The sequence below is a fragment of the Alloalcanivorax xenomutans genome, from assembly GCF_032810065.1.
In the GTDB taxonomy this organism is placed as follows: Bacteria; Pseudomonadota; Gammaproteobacteria; order Pseudomonadales; family Alcanivoracaceae; genus Alloalcanivorax; species Alloalcanivorax xenomutans.
Genome location: NZ_CP136538.1, coordinates 3,392,569 through 3,411,478 on the forward strand (window position 1 = coordinate 3,392,569; position 18,910 = coordinate 3,411,478).

17 protein-coding genes are annotated in these 18,910 nt (G+C 64.8%); 1 reads left to right on the top strand and 16 read right to left on the bottom strand.

Features of this window, described 5'->3' with window-relative positions; genetic code table 11:
• Nucleotides 1-49 precede the first annotated feature (49 nt).
• A complete protein-coding gene (locus RYH70_RS15530) occupies nucleotides 50-976 on the bottom strand; it encodes a M23 family metallopeptidase (protein ID WP_317009376.1) in 927 nt (308 codons plus the stop codon).
• Nucleotides 977-1,213: 237 nt separating this feature from the next.
• On the opposite strand from RYH70_RS15530, the gene RYH70_RS15535 reads away from it, so the two are divergent.
• Nucleotides 1,214-1,684, top strand: a complete 471-nt coding sequence (locus RYH70_RS15535) for a hypothetical protein (RefSeq protein ID WP_317009377.1) — start codon at nucleotides 1,214-1,216, stop codon at nucleotides 1,682-1,684.
• 79 nt (nucleotides 1,685-1,763) lie between these two features.
• Here the strand turns inward: RYH70_RS15535 and lpxC are convergent, their stop codons facing one another.
• The 15 genes from lpxC to rsmH all read right to left on the bottom strand — a co-directional run bounded on the left by lpxC (nucleotide 1,764) and on the right by rsmH (nucleotide 18,908).
• Complete coding sequence (lpxC, locus tag RYH70_RS15540) at nucleotides 1,764-2,678, bottom strand: UDP-3-O-acyl-N-acetylglucosamine deacetylase (protein WP_022995242.1); 915 nt, start codon at nucleotides 2,676-2,678, stop codon at nucleotides 1,764-1,766.
• 137 nt (nucleotides 2,679-2,815) lie between these two features.
• Entirely contained in the window at nucleotides 2,816-3,979 is a 1,164-nt protein-coding gene (ftsZ, locus tag RYH70_RS15545) for a cell division protein FtsZ (protein WP_022995241.1), read from the bottom strand.
• Nucleotides 3,980-4,070: 91 nt separating this feature from the next.
• Entirely contained in the window at nucleotides 4,071-5,306 is a 1,236-nt protein-coding gene (gene ftsA, locus RYH70_RS15550) for a cell division protein FtsA (protein WP_026948624.1), read from the bottom strand.
• 19 nt (nucleotides 5,307-5,325) lie between these two features.
• Nucleotides 5,326-6,159: a cell division protein FtsQ/DivIB gene (locus tag RYH70_RS15555; protein WP_231504690.1), complete on the bottom strand. Its 834-nt coding sequence runs from the start codon at nucleotides 6,157-6,159 to the stop codon at nucleotides 5,326-5,328.
• Complete coding sequence (locus tag RYH70_RS15560; protein WP_051414213.1) at nucleotides 6,152-7,114, bottom strand: D-alanine--D-alanine ligase; 963 nt, start codon at nucleotides 7,112-7,114, stop codon at nucleotides 6,152-6,154. The genes RYH70_RS15555 and RYH70_RS15560 overlap by 8 nt, the downstream gene beginning before the upstream one ends.
• Nucleotides 7,114-8,565: a UDP-N-acetylmuramate--L-alanine ligase gene (gene murC / locus RYH70_RS15565; protein WP_026948623.1), complete on the bottom strand. Its 1,452-nt coding sequence runs from the start codon at nucleotides 8,563-8,565 to the stop codon at nucleotides 7,114-7,116. The genes RYH70_RS15560 and murC overlap by 1 nt, the downstream gene beginning before the upstream one ends.
• Nucleotides 8,555-9,622: an undecaprenyldiphospho-muramoylpentapeptide beta-N-acetylglucosaminyltransferase gene (gene murG, locus RYH70_RS15570; RefSeq protein WP_022995237.1), complete on the bottom strand. Its 1,068-nt coding sequence runs from the start codon at nucleotides 9,620-9,622 to the stop codon at nucleotides 8,555-8,557. Before murG ends, murC begins: the two co-directional genes overlap by 11 nt.
• Complete coding sequence (ftsW, locus tag RYH70_RS15575) at nucleotides 9,619-10,773, bottom strand: putative lipid II flippase FtsW (protein ID WP_022995236.1); 1,155 nt, start codon at nucleotides 10,771-10,773, stop codon at nucleotides 9,619-9,621. The genes murG and ftsW overlap by 4 nt, the downstream gene beginning before the upstream one ends.
• A complete protein-coding gene (gene murD / locus RYH70_RS15580) occupies nucleotides 10,766-12,091 on the bottom strand; it encodes a UDP-N-acetylmuramoyl-L-alanine--D-glutamate ligase (protein WP_026948621.1) in 1,326 nt (441 codons plus the stop codon). Before murD ends, ftsW begins: the two co-directional genes overlap by 8 nt.
• A 2-nt stretch (nucleotides 12,092-12,093) precedes the next feature.
• Complete coding sequence (gene mraY, locus RYH70_RS15585) at nucleotides 12,094-13,176, bottom strand: phospho-N-acetylmuramoyl-pentapeptide-transferase (RefSeq protein WP_014995819.1); 1,083 nt, start codon at nucleotides 13,174-13,176, stop codon at nucleotides 12,094-12,096.
• Nucleotides 13,177-14,508, bottom strand: a complete 1,332-nt coding sequence (locus RYH70_RS15590) for a UDP-N-acetylmuramoyl-tripeptide--D-alanyl-D-alanine ligase (RefSeq protein WP_317009378.1) — start codon at nucleotides 14,506-14,508, stop codon at nucleotides 13,177-13,179.
• Nucleotides 14,505-15,977, bottom strand: coding sequence for a UDP-N-acetylmuramoyl-L-alanyl-D-glutamate--2,6-diaminopimelate ligase (locus RYH70_RS15595; protein ID WP_097058499.1), 1,473 nt, complete (start codon nucleotides 15,975-15,977; stop codon nucleotides 14,505-14,507). Before RYH70_RS15595 ends, RYH70_RS15590 begins: the two co-directional genes overlap by 4 nt.
• On the bottom strand, nucleotides 15,974-17,713 hold the full coding sequence (locus RYH70_RS15600; RefSeq protein WP_317009379.1) for a peptidoglycan D,D-transpeptidase FtsI family protein: 1,740 nt from the start codon (nucleotides 17,711-17,713) through the stop codon (nucleotides 15,974-15,976). Before RYH70_RS15600 ends, RYH70_RS15595 begins: the two co-directional genes overlap by 4 nt.
• Nucleotides 17,710-17,973: a cell division protein FtsL gene (ftsL, locus tag RYH70_RS15605; RefSeq protein ID WP_022995231.1), complete on the bottom strand. Its 264-nt coding sequence runs from the start codon at nucleotides 17,971-17,973 to the stop codon at nucleotides 17,710-17,712. Before ftsL ends, RYH70_RS15600 begins: the two co-directional genes overlap by 4 nt.
• The gene (gene rsmH / locus RYH70_RS15610; RefSeq protein ID WP_317009380.1) at nucleotides 17,973-18,908 is read right to left on the bottom strand and encodes a 16S rRNA (cytosine(1402)-N(4))-methyltransferase RsmH; all 936 of its coding nucleotides are present in this window, start codon (nucleotides 18,906-18,908) and stop codon (nucleotides 17,973-17,975) included. Before rsmH ends, ftsL begins: the two co-directional genes overlap by 1 nt.
• Nucleotides 18,909-18,910 lie beyond the last annotated feature (2 nt).

The following is an 18,910-nucleotide window of genomic DNA, read 5'->3' on the forward strand; positions in this document are numbered from 1 at the left end:
GGCCATTGGGGGCGCTTGACAGCACCCCGGTTCTCACCCGCTTCCGCCGTTAGCGGCGCGCCCGGGCAATATAGGGGGAGGGATCCACCTGCTGGCCGTTCTTCAACACTTCATAGTGCACATGGGGACCGGTGGAACGGCCGCTGGTGCCGACGATAGCGACGGTATCACCGGTGCGCACGATATCTCCCACTTCCACGGTGACACTCTTGGCGTGGGCATAGCGGGAACTGATACCGTTACCGTGATTGATTTCCACCAACTGCCCGTAGCCGGTTTTCTTGCCAGCGAAGGTGACGACACCGGACGCGGTGGCAATGATCGGCGACCCGTCCCGGGCGGCGAAATCCACGCCCTTGTGCCAGGCCACCCGGCCACTGAACGGATCGGTGCGGCGGCCATAGCGGCTGGACATCCAGCCATGCGGAATCGGCCGGCCGGACAGGAAGGTTTCATCCTTGAGCTGGCGATTGGCCAACAGCTTTTCCAGGATGTCCAACTGTTGCTCGCGCCGCTGCAAAGCACTGGTCACCCGCTCCAGTTCCTGCATGAACGACGGCGGCGTAAAGCTGCTGCTGCCCTCCACTTCCGGACCGCCGATGGCCGGGGCGCTGCTGAAATCGAATTCCTGGCTGTCGATGCCGGCCACGTCCACCAGACGTTCCCCGAGAGCATCCAGACGCACCAGTCGTGCTTCGGTGTCCGCCAGTTGCAGGGTCAAGGCGCGAAACTGTTCCGCGCTGAGACGGGACAGGTCCGCCACTTCACGCTTCTGCTCGTCAAGTTCGCTCTGGAACCGCTCGGCCACGGCTTCGGTGTACGCCGGCGGCACCAGTTTGTAATTCAGCCAATAAGCGCCGGTACCCAGGGCCACCGGCAGCGCCACCATTATGAAAAGCGCCAGATACAGCCAGGATCGGGACAACTGCACCGATCGGGCATGGCCGCCCTTGCTGTTAAGCCATATGATGTTCATGAGTGTGGAAACACCCCTTCCAAAAAGTCTTCAGGCCAACGGTCCGAGGGCCCACGGAATATCCATTCATAAATGACAATGCCGGTGGTGCCGGGCGGCACCGTCCCCCGCGGGTCTCCCCGGTTTCCTTCGTGCCACCCGGCCGGTTATGGTCTGGCCGTGGTTCGACGAGCCCGGTGTAGCTGGCGAGAGACTTATCGTTTTTTTACAATTAGCCGGGTAGTGTAAGGAAATACCATGGCCAACACAAACCGGCCCCAAAACCTCGGGGCGCTGCTCAAACGCCACCCCAGACTGGGGCGGCTGGCGTCCAATGCCCGCGCCCAGCCCGCGCCCTCTCAAAGCCGGGATCCGCGAGCGTGCCTGCCGCCCGCGCTGCGTGACCGGGTCATGCTGGTGGAAGAATCGCAGCGCTGGCTGGCGCTGGTGGAAAACAGCGCCACCGCGCAGTTGTTGCGCTTCCATCTGCCCCGGCTGCAACGGGCTCTGCCCGGCGGCGCCAGCGTCAAAATCGTGGTGACCGGGCAACGCCAGCTTGATGGCGGCTCCGGCTCCTCCACGCACGCCATGGATGAAGGCAAATACCGTGCCATGGGGCCGGTTCTGGATGAGGAAAGTGCGGCTCATATTGCTCGCGCGGCGCGTGACATGGACGATCCGGGCCTGCGTGAGGCCCTGGCCCGATTGGCCAGCCGGGTCAAAAAGTGACAAAAAGGGTCATCTGGAGGGCGTAACTGCCCACCCCGGCCGCGGGAGGGTGGCCGGGGTGGATCGGGGAAGCGCACCGTTATTCGGCGGTGGCCAAAGGTCCAGCGTAGGAGATCGGCGCCGCGTCAGCGTCCTCGAACGTCACCACTTCGTAGGCGTCCGGCTGGCTCAGCAGTTCGCGCAGCAGGGCGTTGTTCAAAGCGTGACCGGACTTGTGGCCCACGAATTCGCCAATCAGGCTGTAGCCCAACTGATACAGGTCGCCGATGGCGTCCAGCATCTTGTGCTTCACGAATTCGTCGTCGTAACGCAGACCGTCCTCGTTAAGGATGCGGTATTCGTCCACCACGATGGCATTGTCGACACTGCCGCCCAACGCCAGGTTCTGGCTGCGCAGGAACTCGATATCACGCATGAACCCGAAGGTCCGGGCGCGCGCCACTTCCTTCACGAACGAGGTCGTGGAGAAATCGATGCTCGCCAGCTGATCGCGTTCCTCGAAGACCGGGTGGTCGAATTCGATCGAGAAAGTCACCTTGAACCCGTCAAAAGGCACGAAAGTGGCAACCTTGTCGCCTTCTTTCACCGTCACCTTCTTCTTGATCCGGATGAACTTCTTGGCCGCCTCCTGCTCACGAATACCCGCGGACTGCAGCAGGAACACGAAGGGCCCGGCACTGCCATCCATGATCGGGACTTCCGGTGCCGACAACTCCACATAGGCGTTATCGACTCCCAGCCCCGCCATGGCGGAGAGCAAATGCTCGACCGTGCCCACCTTGACGCCGTTCTGCACCAGGGTCGTGGACAAGGTGGTTTCGCCCACACTGTGGGCCCCCGCCTTGATCTCCACTACCGGGTCCAGATCCACGCGGCGAAACACGATGCCAGTGTCCACCGGCGCCGGACGTACCGTCAGGTAGACTTTCTCACCGGTATGCAACCCTACGCCGGTGGCGCGGATTACGTTTTTGAGTGTTCGTTGTCTGATCATCGATCCGTCACAAAGCTACCGGTATCCTGAAAAATAAGGATACTGCCATCCTCGAAGCGTTATAAGAGGATAAGTATACCCAAAATCCCCTTACCGCACCATTGACCGTGCCTATCGCGCCGTTAGCCGCGCCGCCGTCAGTCGGCCTGACGGCGGAGGAAGGTCGGGATATCAATGAAGTCCAGATCTTCCGCGGTATTCACCGCGCCACGGCCGGAACCGCCCATGCTTTGCTGCACGGCACGACGGCGCTCGACGGCGGGACGCTCCAGATCGTTGTAGTCGACCCGGCCTTCCGCGCCCAGAGAGTTCTGACGGCCACGCACCACTTTCAGTTCCTGCTGGGCACCCAAACCGGTGGCGACCACCGTTACGCTGATATTGTCGCCCATATCCGGATCGATGGCCGTGCCGATGATCACATTGGCTTCCTCGCTGGCCAGCTCGCTGACGATGTCACCCACCTCGGAGAACTCATCCAGAGCGATGGACTCGTTGGCGGTGATGTTGATCAGGATGCCACGGGCGCCACGCAGATCCACATCCTCCAGCAGCGGGCTGGAAATGGCGGCCTGAGCGGCTTCGGCGGCCCGGTTGTCGCCGGTGGCGATACCAGTGCCCATCATCGCGGTACCCAGTTCACTCATCACCGTGCGCACGTCGGCGAAGTCGACGTTGATCATACCGGGCCGGACGATCAGGTCGGCGATCCCTTTCACCGCGCCCTGCAGTACTTCGTTGGCCGCTTTGAACGCGTCCAGCAGGGTGGTGGAACCGCCCAGCACCGACTGCAGCTTCTCGTTGGGGATGGTGATCAGGGAGTGCACCTGGTCACGCAGGGCCTGGATGCCTTCCTGGGCGGAGCGCATGCGCTTCTTGCCCTCGAACGGGAACGGTTTGGTCACCACCGCCACCGTGAGGATACCCAGTTCCTTGGCAATCTCGGCCACCACCGGCGCCGCGCCGGTACCGGTACCACCGCCCATGCCGGCGGTGACGAATACCATGTCCGCGCCGTCGAGCAACTCGGCGATGCGATCACGGTCCTCCAGCGCCGCCTGCCGGCCGATTTCCGGATTGGCACCGGCACCCAGACCCTTGGTCACCTGGCTGCCCAGCTGAATCACGGTCTTGGCCGAGGAGTTGCGCAGGGCCTGTGCGTCGGTATTGGCGCAAATGAAATCCACGCCTTCCACGTTAGAGCGCACCATGTGGTCCACGGCGTTGCCGCCGCCACCACCAACGCCCACCACTTTGATCACCGCGCCATGGGGTACGGAATCTTCCAGTTTGAATTGCATAATTGATCTCCCGCTTGTTGCTTCCCTGGTACTGCTGTTTTTTCAATTCCGGCCGCCTTGGCGGCCGGGCCTGAAACCGTTGCAAATCGACTTAGAAATTGCCCTGGAACCAGCGCTTGAAGCGCTCGACCCAGTTCACCTGTCCACCACCGGCCTGGGCGCGCGCGCTCAGGCCTTCCTTTTCCATCCGCAGCCCGTAGAGCAGCAAGCCCACGGAAGTGGAATAAATCGGGTTGCGCACCACATCGGTGAGCCCGGCCACGCCCTGCGGCGTACCCAGCCGCACCGGCATATGGAAAATTTCCTCCGCCAGTTCCACCGCGCCTTCGATCTTGGAGGAGCCGCCGGTGAGCACGATGCCGCCGGGGATCAGGTCCTCGTACCCGGACCGGCGGATTTCCGCCTGGATCAGGGTGAACAGTTCGTCGTAGCGCGGCTCCACCACCTCGGCCAGATTCTGGCGGCTGAGGGTCCGTGGCGGCCGGTCGCCGACGCTCGGCACCTTGATGGTTTCGTCGGCGCCGGCCAGTTGCGTCAGCGCGCAGGCGTACTTGATCTTGATCTCGTCGGCGTGCTGTTTCGGCGTGCGCAGCGCCATGGCGATATCGTTGGTGACCTGATCACCGGCAATCGGAATATTGGCGGTGTGGCGGATCGCCCCTTCGGTGAAGATGGCGATATCGGTGGTGCCGCCGCCGATGTCGACGATGCATACGCCCAATTCACGCTCGTCCTCGGTAAGCACCGAATAGGCGCTGGCCAGTTGCTCGAGGATGATGTCCTCCACTTCGAGACCGCAGCGGCGCACGCATTTTTCCACGTTCTGGGCGGCGTTCACGGCGCAGGTCACCAGGTGCACCTTGGCTTCCAGACGCACCCCGCTCATGCCCACCGGTTCGCGCACTCCTTCCTGGTTGTCCACCACGTATTCCTGCGGCAGCACATGCAGGGTCTTCTGGTCCGCCGGAATCGCCACCGCCTGGGCGGCGTCGATGACGCGGTCGATATCCGCCTGCATCACCTCCCGGTCACGGATGGCGACAATGCCGTGGGAGTTGAGGCTGCGCACGTGGGATCCGGCGATGCCGGCGTAGACCGAGTGGATCTGGCAGCCGGCCATCAGCTCCGCCTCCTCCACCGCCCGCTGGATTGAGCGCACCGTGGCCTCGATATCCACCACTACGCCTTTCTTCATGCCGCGGGAGGGCTGCGACCCAAGGCCCACCACCTCGACGGTGCCTTCGCTGGTCACCTGACCGACGATCGCCACCACCTTGGAGGTACCGATGTCCAGTCCCACGATCATGTTGTCCATTGCGTTCGCCATTAGCGCCTGCCTCGATCCGTTATACTTTGCCCGCCCGGCGGGCGGATGCCGCTTGCGCGTCCTGGTCATCCCGCCAGGTGACCGCCACGCCATCGGCGTAGCGCAGATCCACCCGGGCCACGCCGCGACTGTCGGTGCTCAGCACCCCGCGGTACAACCGCACGAAGCGGCGCAGCTTGTTCACGTACTGTTCCCGATCCACCACCAACTGCATGTTGTTATTCAGGGTCAGGCGGGCGGTGAGACGCGCGTTCACCTCCATCCGCTCGATCCCCAGGCCAATGTCGCTGAGCAGCTTGGCCATGCTGTGGTAGTAACTCATTACTTCGTCGAGCCGTTGCTCCGGTCCGTTCAAGCGCGGCAGCCCGGAAAGGTCGTACTGCTTCAACGCCTTGAACGGTTCGCCGGTATTGGAGACCAGCAAGGTCTCGTTCCATACCGCCACCGGTTCCCGCTCGGTGACGGTGAGCACCACGGTATCCGGCCACTGGCGCCGCACCGAGACGTCCGCCACCCAGCTCAGTTCCCGCGCCTGGTCATAGATCCGGTCCAATGGCGCGGTAAAGTAGTTGGCGTCACGCACCAGGGCAGCCAGCTTGGTCTGCACCTGCTGCTGACGGCGGACATCGGTGACACCGTCCACACCCACCTTGCGCACCGGGTAGTGATCCAACACCCGTGGCAGGTAAATCACGCCGCCCACCAGCACCGCCGCCACCAGGGCCACCAGCACCGCCGGCACCGCCGCCGCCAGGCGCTCACGCAGCGGCACCCGGGGCGTCTTGCGCCGGACACTGGAAGCACCACGGGAACGTGGTTGCGCTCCCTTTTGACGGCGAGGCGCCTTAGCCACGGCGTTTACCTCCTTTGCGCGGCGGGAACCGGTCCACCGCGTCCAACAGAATCCGCGCCACCAGAATCGGGAACTCATCACCGGCGGCACGGGCGGCCATCGGCACCAGGCTGTGGTCGGTCATGCCGGGCACCGTGTTCACTTCCAGCAGTTGCCAGCGACCCTGTTCGTCACGCATCACATCGACGCGCCCCCAGCCCTGGCAACCCACCACCTTGAAGGCCCGCAGCGACAGCGCCCGCAGTTCGCTCTCGTCCTCGTCGCTGAGCCCCGCCGGACACAGGTACTCGGTGCTGTTGGACTGGTACTTGGCCTCGTAGTCATAGAACTGATTCGGTGTCTTCAACCGGATCGCCGGCAACACCTGCTCACCAACCACGGAAACGGTGTACTCGGGGCCATTGACCCAGGCCTCCACCAGCACTTCGCTGTCGTACTGGCGGGCGTCATCCAGCGCCCTGCGCAGTTGCGTCTCGTCCTCCACCTTGGCCATGCCAATGGAGGAACCCTCATGGGCCGGCTTCACCATCAGCGGGAAGCCCAATTCGGCCAGCGCCTCGCCGTCATCATCCGCGCCCACCACATGGAACGCCGGAGTCGGCAGGCCAACGCCTTTCCACAGCCATTTGCTGCGCACCTTGTCCATGCCGATGGCCGAGGCCATCACCCCGGAGCCGGTGTACGGCACACCGAGATGTTCCAGCACGCCCTGGATCACGCCGTCCTCACCACCACGGCCGTGCAAGGCGATGAAGGCCACGTCAAAGCCCTTGAGGGTTTCGACCCCCACTTCCGACGGATCCACCAACTCAGCGATCAATCCCAATTGGCGCAGCGCCTGATGGACCTCGGCACCGCTTTTCAGGGATACCGGGCGCTCGGCCGAGCTGCCGCCGGCCAGCACCGCCACCCGACCGATGCGTGCCAATCGTTGTTTCATGGCGTTATCGATCATCATGACCGTTCTCCTCTCACCCGCTCGGCCAGATCCCGCGCGATCGTTCCCACGTTACCGGCCCCCTGGGTCACCAGCAGATCACCGTCGCGCAGCAGGTTCTCCAGCAAGGCGGGCAGTTTCGCCGGGTCGTCGACGAACACCGGTTCCACCTGGCCGCGCTGACGGATACTGCGACATAGGGCACGAGCGTCGGCGCCCGGCACCGGCTCCTCGCCGGCGGCATACACTTCCAGCATCAGCAGCACATCCACCCGCGACAGCACCTCGACGAAATCCTCGTAAAGGTCCTGGGTCCGGGTATAACGGTGCGGCTGAAACAGCATCACCAGCCGCCGTTGCGGCCAGCCCTCGCGGATCGCCGCCACGGTGGCGGCCACTTCCCGGGGGTGGTGACCGTAATCGTCCACCAGGGTGGCGCCGCCGCCCTGGCAGGGGTATTCACCAAGCACATCGAAGCGCCGGCCCACCCCGCTAAAGCCGTTCAGGGCACGCACGATGGCCTCATCCGGAGCCCCTTCATCACTGGCCACGGCAATCGCCGCCAGCGCATTCAGAATGTTGTGACGCCCCGGCATGTTCAGAGTGATCTCCAGCGGTTCACCCTCGGCGCGCACCACCCGGAAACTGGTGCTCATGCCGTGGGCGCTGACCGCTTCGGCGCGCAGATCCGCGTCCTCGTCGAAGCCGTAGCGGATCACCTGCCGGTTCACCCGCGGCAGTAACCGGCGCACCACCGGATCATCGACGCACATCACCGCCACGCCGTAGAACGGCAGATTGTGGAGAAACTCGATGAAGGTATTCTCCAGGCGGGCGAAATCACCGCCGTAGGTGTGCATATGGTCGGCATCGATGTTGGTGACGATGGCACTCATCGGCTGCAGGTGCAGGAAGCTGGCATCGGACTCGTCCGCCTCGGCCACCAGATAACGGCTCTGACCCAGGCGGGCGTTGGTGCCGGCACTGTTGAGACGGCCGCCGATGACAAAAGTCGGGTCCAGTCCGGCCTCACCGAGAATCGCCGCCACCATGGAAGTAGTGGTGGTCTTGCCGTGGGTACCGGCCACCGCGATGCCGTGACGGAAGCGCATCAGCTCCGCCAGCATCTGCGCTCTCGGCACCACCGGGATACGCAACTCGTGGGCACGCGCCACTTCCACGTTATCCGCGCTCACCGCGGTGGAGGTCACCACCACGTCGGCGCCTTCAATGTTCTCGGCGCGGTGGCCAATGTCCACGCGCACGCCCAGCCGGCGCAGACGTACCACCACCGGCGACTCCTTGATGTCACTGCCGCTGACCTGGTAGCCCTGGTTGGCCAGCACCTCGGCGATACCGCACATCCCGGCGCCGCCGATGCCGACAAAATGGATGCCGCGAATGCGCCGCATCTCCGGCACCACATGGCTGTTGGCGGCCTGGTTACTGGCGGCGACGTTATCGGCCATCGGCCACCTCCTCACAAAGTCGGGCCACTCGCTCGGCGCTGTCGGCGATGGCCAGTTGACGGGCACGGCAGGCGAGTTCCGCCAGCGCGTCCCGCTCGGTCATGCCGGCCAGGCTGCGCGCCAGGGCGCTGGCGTTCATATCCCGCTGCGGCAGCATCAGGGCGGCGCCACGATCCACCAGCCAGTTGGCGTTCAGAGTCTGGTGGTCGTCCACCGCCGTCGGCAGCGGCACGAACAACGCCGCCACGCCGGCGGCGGCCACTTCCGCCACGGTCAGGGCGCCGGCACGGCAGACCACCAGATCGGCCCAGTCATAGGCCTGCGCCATGTCATCGATGAATTCGGTCACCGTGGCGTTGAGCCCCAACGCCTTGTATACCGGCCGGGCCTCCTCGGCGCGGCCACGACCACATTGGTGGCGCACTTCCAGGTGTGGCCCCAGCGCGGCCAGCAGCAGTTCCGGCAAATCCTGATTCAAGGCCAGAGCGCCCTGGCTGCCGCCCAGCACCAGCACCCGCAGGGGGCCGCGCCGGCTGGCGTAGCGCTGGGCCGGATCGTTCAGGCCGGTGATCTCCTCGCGTACCGGATTACCCACCCAGATAGCGCCGGGCATGGCCCCTTCGAAGCCTTCCAGCACCTGATCACTGAAGCGGGCCAGCAACCGGTTGGTCATTCCCGGTACCGCATTCTGTTCGTGAATCACCAGAGGCACGCCGCACAGCCGCGCGGCGATACCGCCAGGGGCGCTGACGAAACCACCGAAGCCCACCACCAGCACCGGCCGCTCGCGGCGAATCACCGACCGGGCCTGCCATACCGCGCGGATCAACTGCAGTGGGCCGATCAATTTGCGTTTGAGGCCGCCACCGCGCAGCCGTCCCACGCCCAGGGTCGCCACCGGGAAGCCGTAACGCGGCACCAGCCGCGTTTCCATGCCGTCCTCGGCACCCAGCCAGAGGATGCGGTAACCGGCGGCCTGCAATTGCTCGGCCACGGCCAGCGCGGGGAAAACGTGGCCACCGGTGCCGCCGGCCATGATCAGGATGGTCCCGCTCATCGCTTCGCCCTCCCCCGCGCTTGCAGTTCCTGCTGCTCCGCGCTGGCGCGCAATACCAGCGCCACCATCACCGCGGAAATCACCAGCGAAGAACCGCCATAGCTGACAAAAGGCAAAGTCAGCCCCTTGGTGGGCAGGACACCCATATTGACTCCCAGATTGATGAACGCCTGGGCGCAGAACACAAAGGCGATGCCGTAAACCACATAGGCGTGGTAGAGAAAACCCCGTTGCTCCAGGTTGTGGCCGATACGGAACACGCGCCAGCCGAGCAGGCCGAAGCCGAAAATCAGCAGCAAGGTACCGAACAGCCCCCACTCCTCCGCCAACACCGCGAAAACGAAATCGGTGTGCGCTTCCGGCAGGTAAAACAGTTTCTGCACGCTGTTACCCAGACCCACGCCAAACCAATGGCCGCGACCAAAGGCGATCAGGCTCTGCGTCAGCTGATAGCCGGACCCGTATTGATCCGCCCAGGGATCGAGAAAACTCATCAGCCGCGCCACCCGGTAGGGCTCCGCCACGGCCACCAGGGCCGCCAGGCCCACCGCCACCAGCCCGATCAGCAGGAATCGCAGGGTCGGCACACCGGCCAGGAACAACATGCCCATGGTGGTGATACCGAGCACCACCACGGCGCCGAAATCCGGTTCCAGCAACAGCATGAAAGTCAGCAGCCCGAGCACCCCCAGCGGCACGAAAAAAGCCTTCCACTGGGTTTCCAGTTCCGCCTTGCGCTGGGCCACGTAACCGGCCAGGTAAAGCACGAAACACAGCTTGACGATCTCGGAGGCCTGAATCGTCATACCCGGCAGCGCGATCCAGCGCGTGGAGCCGTTCACTTCACGGCCCAAACCAGGGACGAACACCAGAACCAGCGCCACCACCGCCACCGGCAGCATGGCGAAGCGCAGCCGCTCCAGCAGTGCCAGCGGCACACAGCAGTACACAGCGGCGCCGATGCCCAGGCTGATCAACAAATAAGTGCCATGGCGGATGCCGTAATAGAACGGGTTATCCAGCCGGGTTTCGGCGATCTGCAGCGACGCGGACGTCACCATCACCAGCCCCACCAGCGTCAGACCGATCGCCGACCACATCAAAACCTGATCGAGCTGCCCGGCCCGCGGGCGCATCAACACACTAGCCATGGCTCACCTCCCGGGCATGCCGGGCGAAATCATCGCCGCGTTCGGTGTAGCCGCTGTACATGTCGAAGGAGGCGCAGGCCGGCGACAGCAGCACGGCGTCACCGGGCTGGGCCAGTTGCCGCGCCCGTGTCACCGCCTCGGCCATGGTCTCGATCCGTTCACGAGGCACGCCGATCAGACCGTCCGCCACCTTGTCCGCGTCTTCACCGAGCAGCAGCGCCGCGCGCAGGTATTGCCGGGCAGGCTCCGCCAGCGGAGAGAAATCCTGCCCCTTGCCCTGCCCGCCGGCGATCAGAATCACCTTGCCGTTGATGGCTTCGCCAATGCCGGTCAACGCCGCCAGCGTGGCGCCCACATTGGTGGCCTTGGAATCGTTGAACCAACGCACGTCGCCGGCTTCCGCCACCATCTGGCAGCGATGGGGCAAGCCCTGGAACGCACACACCGTGGCCAGCGCGGTCTCCCGCTCCAGCCCCAGGGCATCGGCCATGGCCAGCACCGCCAGTACGTTCATGGCGTTGTGATGGCCGGTGAGCGTCAGCTGGTCCAGCGTCAACAGGGTCTCGCCCTTGTAAAGCAGAGCGTTCTGGTCGCTGTCGAGCCGATAGTCCGCTTGCGGGTGGCTGCCGAAGGTCACCTCCCGCGGCACCGGCACCTGAGGGCGGGTGGCCACGTCATCGCGATTCCATACCGCCACCTGACAGCCGTCGTAGATGCGCTGCTTGGCCGCCAGGTAGTCACTGAAGCGGTTGTAGCGATCCAGATGGTCCTGGGACACATTGAGGATCGTGGCCACCTGGGCATTCAGGCTGTAGGTGGTCTCCAACTGGAAGCTGGACAGCTCCAGGACGTACAGACCGGCGTCGCTGGCGAGCAGATCCAGCGCCGGGATTCCCAGGTTGCCGCCAACCCCCGGCTGACGGCCGCAAGCTTCGGCCACTTCACCGAGCAGGGTGGTGACGGTGCTCTTGGCATTGGAACCGGTGATCGCCACCAGCGGGCGGCTGGCGGCACGGGCGAACAGTTCGATGTCGCCGATCACTTCCTTGCCTTCCGCGATCTGCGCGGCGATGGCCGGGGTGGAAATCGCCACGCCGGGGCTGACGATCAAACGGCGGGCACGTTCCATCCAGCCTTTCTTGAAGCCGCCGGTATGCACCTTCAGTTTGGGGAATTCCGCGTGCAGATCATCCAGGCCCGCCGGAGCCTGACGGGTGTCGAGAGCGCGCACGGCCATACCCTGCCCCTGCAAATAGCGGAGCACGGAGCGGCCGGAAACACCCAGGCCAATGACCAGATCAAACGCGTCCTTCGTCATCCTTACCTCAGTTTCAGGGTCGCCAGACCCACCAGTACGAGCATTACGGTAATAATCCAGAACCGGACGATGATCTTCGGTTCCGGCCACCCCTTCAGTTCAAAGTGGTGGTGAATGGGCGCCATGCGGAAGATGCGCCGGCCGGTGAGCTTGAACGACGCCACCTGCAACATCACCGAGACGGTCTCCATCACGAACACGCCGCCCATGATGAACAGCACGATTTCCTGGCGGACGATCACCGCCATCACGCCGAGCACCGCGCCCAGCGCCAACGCGCCCACATCGCCCATGAACACCTGGGCCGGATAGGCGTTGAACCAGAGAAAGCCAAGCCCCGCTCCGCACAGACCGGCGACGATCACCACCAGTTCGCCGGCACCGGCGATATAGGGGATCTGCAGGTAGGTGGCGAACTCGGCGTGGCCACTGGCGTAGGCGAAAATACCCAGCGCCGCCGCCACCAGCACGGTGGGCATGATCGCCAGCCCGTCCAGGCCATCGGTCAGGTTGACCGCGTTGGAAGTGCCGTTGATGACGAAATAGGTCAGCACCACATAGAACCAGCTCAGGTTGATGGCCACGTTCTTGAAGAACGGCACGATCAATTGCGTTTCCGCCGGGCTTTGCGCGGTGAAGAACAGCACCAGTGCCGCGCCCAGCGCCCCCACCGACTGCCAGAAGTATTTCCAGCGCGCCGGCAGGCCGCGCGGGTTCTTTTCGATCACCTTGCGCCAGTCGTCCACCCAGCCGACGGCGCCGAACACCACCAGCACGCCCAGTGTTACCCAGACGTAGCGATTGGACAGGTCCGCCCACAGCAGCGTCGCCACGGCGATGGAAACCAGGATCAGGCCGCCGCCCATGGTCGGCGTGCCGGCCTTGCTCAGATGGCTCTTCGGGCCGTCGTCCCGGATCGCCTGGCCGACCTGTTTTTCCTGCAGTTTGCGAATCATCACCGGCCCGATCCAGAACGCCAGGAACAGCGCGGTGAGCACCGCCATGATGGCGCGCATGGTGATGTACTGGAAAACCAGGAATCCGCTGTACAGGCTCGATAGATTCTCCGCCAGCCAAAGCAGCATTTAGTGTCCCCCCTTGAGTTCTTCAAGCCGGTGCACCACAAGCTCCATGCGGGCAGTGCGTGAGCCTTTCACCAATACCGTGCCGCCAGCGTCGAGAACCGTGCCGGCGCGCGCGGCGGCGTCATCGTGATCCGTGGCCAAAACAGCGCCTTCGCCGAAACCCGCCGCGGCGGCTTCCGCTCCCGGCATGGCAATCAAAAGATCCAGATCCCGGGCCGCCTCTTCGCCCAGGGCACGCATGATGTCACCGGCGCCGGGCCCCAATTCCCCCAAAGCCCCCAGCACCAGAGTTCGCGGCGCCGGCCGGTCGGCCAGCCAGCGCACCGCCACCCGCACCGATCCAGGGTTGGCGTTGTAGGTGTCGTCCACCAACAGGCCGCGCCCCAGCGTCTTCAGATTCATCCGCCCCGGCACCGGGCTCAGCGATTGCCAGCGGTCGACCACATCGGCCAGTTCCACACCCAGAGCATTGACCGCGCCCAAGGCCAGCAGCGCATTCTGTACCTGATGGGCGCCGGCCAGCGGCACCCGCACCGGCAGCCCCTGAGGCATCAGCCGGAAACGCACTTCACGGTCCTCCAGAACCACCTCTTCGGCCCGCAGCGCGCCATCCGCGCCGCCGACCCGGACCACGTTCAAGCCGTGCCTGGCGGCTTCCCCGGCGAAAAAGTCGGCGAAGCCATCGTCATTGTTGATCACCGCGGTGGCCCCCGGCTCACAGCCGGTGAAGATTTCCGCCTTGGCGCGGGCAATGCCTTCCATGGTGCCGAAGCCCTCCAGATGAGCGCCGGTCACATTGGTGACCAACACCACCCGCGGCCGCACCAGGGAGCTGGTCCAGGCGATTTCACCCGGCGCATTGGCACCCAGTTCGATCACTGCCTGACGCACCTGATCATCGAACCGCAGCAGCGTCAGCGGCACGCCGATGTCGTTGTTGAGATTGCCTCGGGTGGCCAGGGTCCCTTCGCCCAGCAACGCGGCGATCATTTCCTTCACCGTGGTCTTGCCGGCGTTGCCGGTCACCGCCACCCGGGGCACCGGGAACCCGGCGGCGTAACCCGCCGCCAGCAGGCCCAACCCGCGGCGCGAATCCGCCACCGTCACCTGGGACTCGAAAACGTCCTGATCCGTCTCCACCAGAGCGGCCACGGCGCCGGCTTCACGGGCCTGTTGCAAAAAGGCATGGCCGTCGAAGCGTTCGCCACGCAGTGCCACGAACAAGGCACCGGCGGACAATTGGCGGGTATCGGTGGACACCGCGCTGATATCCTGATCGGCGCCGCGCAGTACGCCACCGGTCCACTCGCTGATCCGCGACAGACGCATCATGCCTGGCCTCCCCGGCGCGCCAGCGCCGCCCGGGCCAGGGCCCGGTCGTCCATGGGATAACGGTGGCCAGCCACTTCCTGATAAGTTTCGTGGCCTTTGCCAGCGATCAGCACCACGTCACCGGCCTCGGCCTCGGCGATGGCACGGGCCACGGCTTCGGGCCGGTCACTCAGACACAACGCTTCTTGTGGCCGGTTCATGCCGCCGCGGATCTGCCCGATGATGCCTTCCGGCGCCTCATTGCGCGGGTTATCGCTGGTGAGCACCACTCGGTCGGCCAACTTTTCCGCTACCGCGCCCATCAGCGGGCGCTTGCCGGTGTCACGGTCACCGCCGCAACCCACCACGCACCACAAGCGGCCAGGGAAGTGGCCGCGCACGCCGCTCAGGGCTTTCTCCAGACCATCCGGTGTATGGGCATAATCCACCACCACCACCGGCTGCCCCGGCTGGCACAGGGACTCCATCCGTCCCGGCACCGGCGTCAGCGCGCCCAGCCCCTGGCCGAGCGCCTCGTTGCTCCAACCCAAGCCGTGCAGAACCCCGGCCACCGCCATCACATTGCTCAGATTGAAGTCGCCGTACAGCGGCAGGCGCAGGGATAACGGCTCGCCGCCCACGCTCAACACCATTTCCATGCCTTCCGGCAGGGCCCGATGCTCCAGACAGCGCACGGTGGCGCCATCCGCGGATCCAAAGGTCACGCAACGCACACCATCGTCAAGGCTGGCCACCAGCGTGGAGGCCGCGTCGTCATCGGTGTTGATCACCGCCATGGCCAGCCCCGGACGGGTGAACAGAGAGCGCTTGGCATTCAGGTAGGCGTCCATGCTGCCGTGGTAATCCAGGTGATCGCGGCTGAGATTACTGAACACCGCGCAGGACACCCGGGTATCCCCCAGACGCCCCTGATCCAAAGCGTGGGAGGACACTTCCATGGCGACATAATCGGCGCCCTTTTCCCGTAAGCCATGCAGCGCCGACTGCAGGGTGATCGGATCCGGCGTGGTGTGGCCGGTATCCGCCTCGTCCCCTTTCAGCCCCACGCCCAGAGTACCGACCAGGCCACAGCGGTGGCCGACGGCATCCAGAGCGTCGCGCAGAAACCAGGTAATGCTGGTTTTGCCATTGGTGCCGGTCACTCCGACAATCTGCAATTGGTCGGCGGGACAACCATAAAAACGGGCCGCCAGGGTGCCGATCCCGCGGCCCAGCCCGGGAATCCCGATGCGCGGCACCGCGCCGCTCTGATCAACGGTGAAGGCATCGCCTTCCTGCAGGATGGCGGCGGCACCGGCCTCGACGGCGGCACCGATATAACTGCGCCCATCAGCACGGAATCCAGGCACCGCCAGGAACACATCACCGGGACGGACCGCCCGGCTGTCCAGCCGCAACGCCATAACCGGCAAGCCGGCCAGGTCGGCCGGCAATGCCAGATCGGTCAGCAGTTGGCCCAGGGTGATCATGTGCGACCCTCCCCGTCCGGCTCGCCGGCGATGACCCCTTCCGGTTTGTCCGGCGGCACGTGCATGGCGCGCAGGGCGCCGCCAACAATGGTGGAGAACACCGGCGCCGCCACCAGACCGCCGTAGTAGGCGCTTTGGTCCGGATCATCGATCACCACCACGGCGGCGATGCGCGGATCGGTGGCCGGCGCCAGACCGGCGAAAATGCCCTGATAGCGGTGTTCGGCATAGCCGGTGGCGGTCAGTTTGTGCACCGTGCCGGTCTTGCCCGCCACCTGATAACCGGGGATACGGGCACGGCGGGCGGTGCCCAGCTGGCCGACCACGGTTTCCAGCATGTCGACAATGGCGCGGGCGGTATCCGTGCCAATCACGCGCTCGCCCTGGGGCGCTTCATCCACCTTGACCATGGACAGCGGCACCCGGCGCCCCTGATTACCGAGGATGGCGTAGGCCTGTGCCAGCTGCAGAGCGGTCACGCTGACGCCATAGCCGTAGGACAGCGCCGCCCGCTCCACATCACGCCACTTGGCACGGATCGGCAGCACCCCGCCGCTCTCGCCGGGAAAACGCACGCCAGTGGGCTGGCCAAAACCGAACCGCCCGAGCATGGCCGGCAACACCTGCGGATCCATGGACAGCGCCAGTTTGCTGGTGCCCACGTTGGAGCTCTTGGTCAGCACCGTGGTCACGTCAATGACGCCGTAATCGCGATGATCACGAATGGTTTTCGGCCCCACACGCAGATAGCCCGGGTGGGTATTGATGGCGGTGGCGGGAGTGACCATGCCCTGCTCCAGGGCCGCGGCCACGGTAAACGGTTTCACCGTGGAGCCGGGCTCGAACAGGTCGGTGGCGGCACGGTTGCGCAGGCTGGCGGTATTGATGCCCTTGCGGTTATTGGGGTTGTAGCCCGGCTGGTTGACCATGGCCAGAACCTCGCCGGTCTTCACGTCCAGCACCACCACCGAACCGCCGGTGGCGCCGAAGCGATGCACCGCGGACATCAGTTCCTTATAAGCCAGATACTGCAACCGCAAATCCAGGCTCAGGGTGACATCCTCACCCGGACGGGCCGGCTCGATCAGTTCAATATCCTGAATGACCCGCCCCAGCAGATCCCGCACCACTTTCTTGCGGCCCGGCGCGCCGGTGAGCTGTTTGTCGAAGGCCAGTTCCACGCCTTCCTGACCCTGTTCATCAATGTTGGTGAACCCGACCACATGGCTGGTCACTTCACCGGCCGGGTAATAACGGCGGTACTCGGTCAGCGAGTAGATGCCCGGCACGCCCAGGGACAATACGGATTCCGCCTGCTCCGGCGCCAACCCCCGGGCCAGATAAATGAACTCCCGGCTGGCGTGCGCCTTCACGCGCCGGGCGAAACGCGCCCGGTCAATAATCGGGTTGCCGGTCAGCTTGGACCATTGCTGCTGATTCTCCATCGCCTCCTGGGGATTCGCCCACAGCGTCACCACCGGAGTACTGACCGCCAGCGGCCGGCCATTGCGGTCGCGAATCACACCCCGATTGGCCGCCAGAGGCTCCACCCGCAAATTACGGATATCCCCCTGGTGGGCCAGGAAATCGTGCTCGACCACCTGCAGATCCACCGCGCGCACCACCAGCACACCGGCGCACACCAGCCAAAACGCCAGCACCAGGTGCCAGCGTCTGCCGGTCCAGCGTTTGCTGGCAACCGGTTTGCGTGTCGCTTTGCGTTTGTTGGCGCTCATGGCCGTGTCAACACTCGCTCATCGGTGGTCGGGACTTTCATGCCCAGCTTTTCTCTGGCCAGGCTCTCCACCCGGGCGTAGCTGCCCCAGGTGCTGTGTTCCAAAAGCAACTGGCCCCACTGGGTTTCCAATTGCGCCTGGCGCCGCTGCAGCCGCTGACTCTCATCGGTCAGGCGGCGTGCCTCGTGCACCGTATAACTGACGGCCAGTGCCGACCCCACTACCAGGATCAGCAACGGCCAATGCAGCCAGCGGGCCATCAGGCCACCCGCTCCGCCACGCGCAGCACCGCGCTGCGGGCGCGTGGGTTATGCCGCACTTCTTCTTCCGCGGCCCGCCGGGCCTTACCCAGCGGTCGCAGCCGCTGTGGCGTTTCCTCACCCAACGGCAATCCACCCCGCCCCCGGGGCGCCATGCCGGACTGGTCGCGAATAAACAGCTTCACCAGCCGATCTTCCAAAGAATGGAAGCTGATAACGGCGAGACGCCCGCCGATGGCGAGCGTCTCGAGCGTTTGTGCCAGAGTCGCTTCCAGCGCCTCCAACTCCCTGTTGATGTGGATGCGCAGGGCCTGGAAGCTGCGCGTCGCCGGGTGCTTGCCCGGATCGCCCTTGCCCAGCACCGACTCGATCAGATCGGCCAGTTGCCGGGTGGTCCGCAACGGCGCCTCCTGGCGGCGCGCGACGATGGCGCGGGCGATACGCCGTGACTTGCGCTCCTCGCCGAAGCGATACAACACATCGGCGATGTCCTTTTCCTCGGCGCGGGCCAGCCAGCCGGCCACGCTTTCACCACTGCCCGGATCCATGCGCATGTCCAGAGGACCATCGCGCAGAAAACTGAACCCGCGACTGGCGTCGTCCAACTGCGGCGAGGACACACCCAGATCCAGCAACAGACCGTCAATCGGCCGCCCGGCCTGCCTCACCAGTTCCGGCAGACAGTCAAAACGGCCGGCATGAATACGGAAGCGGGAATCTTCCGCTTCCAGTTGCTCACCAGTGGCAACCGCTTGCGGGTCACGGTCCACACCTGTCAGACGCCCGGCGGGCGACAGCAGCGACAGCAGCGCACGGCTGTGGCCGCCGCGGCCAAAAGTGCCGTCCACATAGAAGCCGTCGTCCCGCGTGAACCACATTTCCAGTACCTCCTCCAGCATCACCGGCTGGTGTGCGTACTGCTTCCCGTTGTTCATGC

Bases quoted from the DNA above. Each gene is read 5' to 3' on its own strand.
- lpxC (WP_022995242.1), bottom strand. From the start codon at position 2,678: ATGATCAGACAACGAACACTCAAAAACGTAATCCGCGCCACCGGCGTA.
- ftsZ (WP_022995241.1), bottom strand. From the start codon at position 3,979: ATGCAATTCAAACTGGAAGATTCCGTACCCCATGGCGCGGTGATCAAA.
- RYH70_RS15530 (WP_317009376.1), bottom strand. From the start codon at position 976: ATGAACATCATATGGCTTAACAGCAAGGGCGGCCATGCCCGATCGGTG.
- murC (WP_026948623.1), bottom strand. From the start codon at position 8,565: ATGGCCGATAACGTCGCCGCCAGTAACCAGGCCGCCAACAGCCATGTG.
- ftsW (WP_022995236.1), bottom strand. From the start codon at position 10,773: ATGGCTAGTGTGTTGATGCGCCCGCGGGCCGGGCAGCTCGATCAGGTT.
- RYH70_RS15600 (WP_317009379.1), bottom strand. From the start codon at position 17,713: ATGAGCGCCAACAAACGCAAAGCGACACGCAAACCGGTTGCCAGCAAA.
- rsmH (WP_317009380.1), bottom strand. From the start codon at position 18,908: ATGAACAACGGGAAGCAGTACGCACACCAGCCGGTGATGCTGGAGGAG.
- ftsA (WP_026948624.1), bottom strand. From the start codon at position 5,306: ATGGCGAACGCAATGGACAACATGATCGTGGGACTGGACATCGGTACC.
- RYH70_RS15535 (WP_317009377.1), top strand. From the start codon at position 1,214: ATGGCCAACACAAACCGGCCCCAAAACCTCGGGGCGCTGCTCAAACGC.
- RYH70_RS15590 (WP_317009378.1), bottom strand. From the start codon at position 14,508: ATGATGCGTCTGTCGCGGATCAGCGAGTGGACCGGTGGCGTACTGCGC.
- murD (WP_026948621.1), bottom strand. From the start codon at position 12,091: ATGACGAAGGACGCGTTTGATCTGGTCATTGGCCTGGGTGTTTCCGGC.
- mraY (WP_014995819.1), bottom strand. From the start codon at position 13,176: ATGCTGCTTTGGCTGGCGGAGAATCTATCGAGCCTGTACAGCGGATTC.
- RYH70_RS15560 (WP_051414213.1), bottom strand. From the start codon at position 7,114: ATGATCGATAACGCCATGAAACAACGATTGGCACGCATCGGTCGGGTG.
- ftsL (WP_022995231.1), bottom strand. From the start codon at position 17,973: ATGGCCCGCTGGCTGCATTGGCCGTTGCTGATCCTGGTAGTGGGGTCG.
- murG (WP_022995237.1), bottom strand. From the start codon at position 9,622: ATGAGCGGGACCATCCTGATCATGGCCGGCGGCACCGGTGGCCACGTT.
- RYH70_RS15595 (WP_097058499.1), bottom strand. From the start codon at position 15,977: ATGATCACCCTGGGCCAACTGCTGACCGATCTGGCATTGCCGGCCGAC.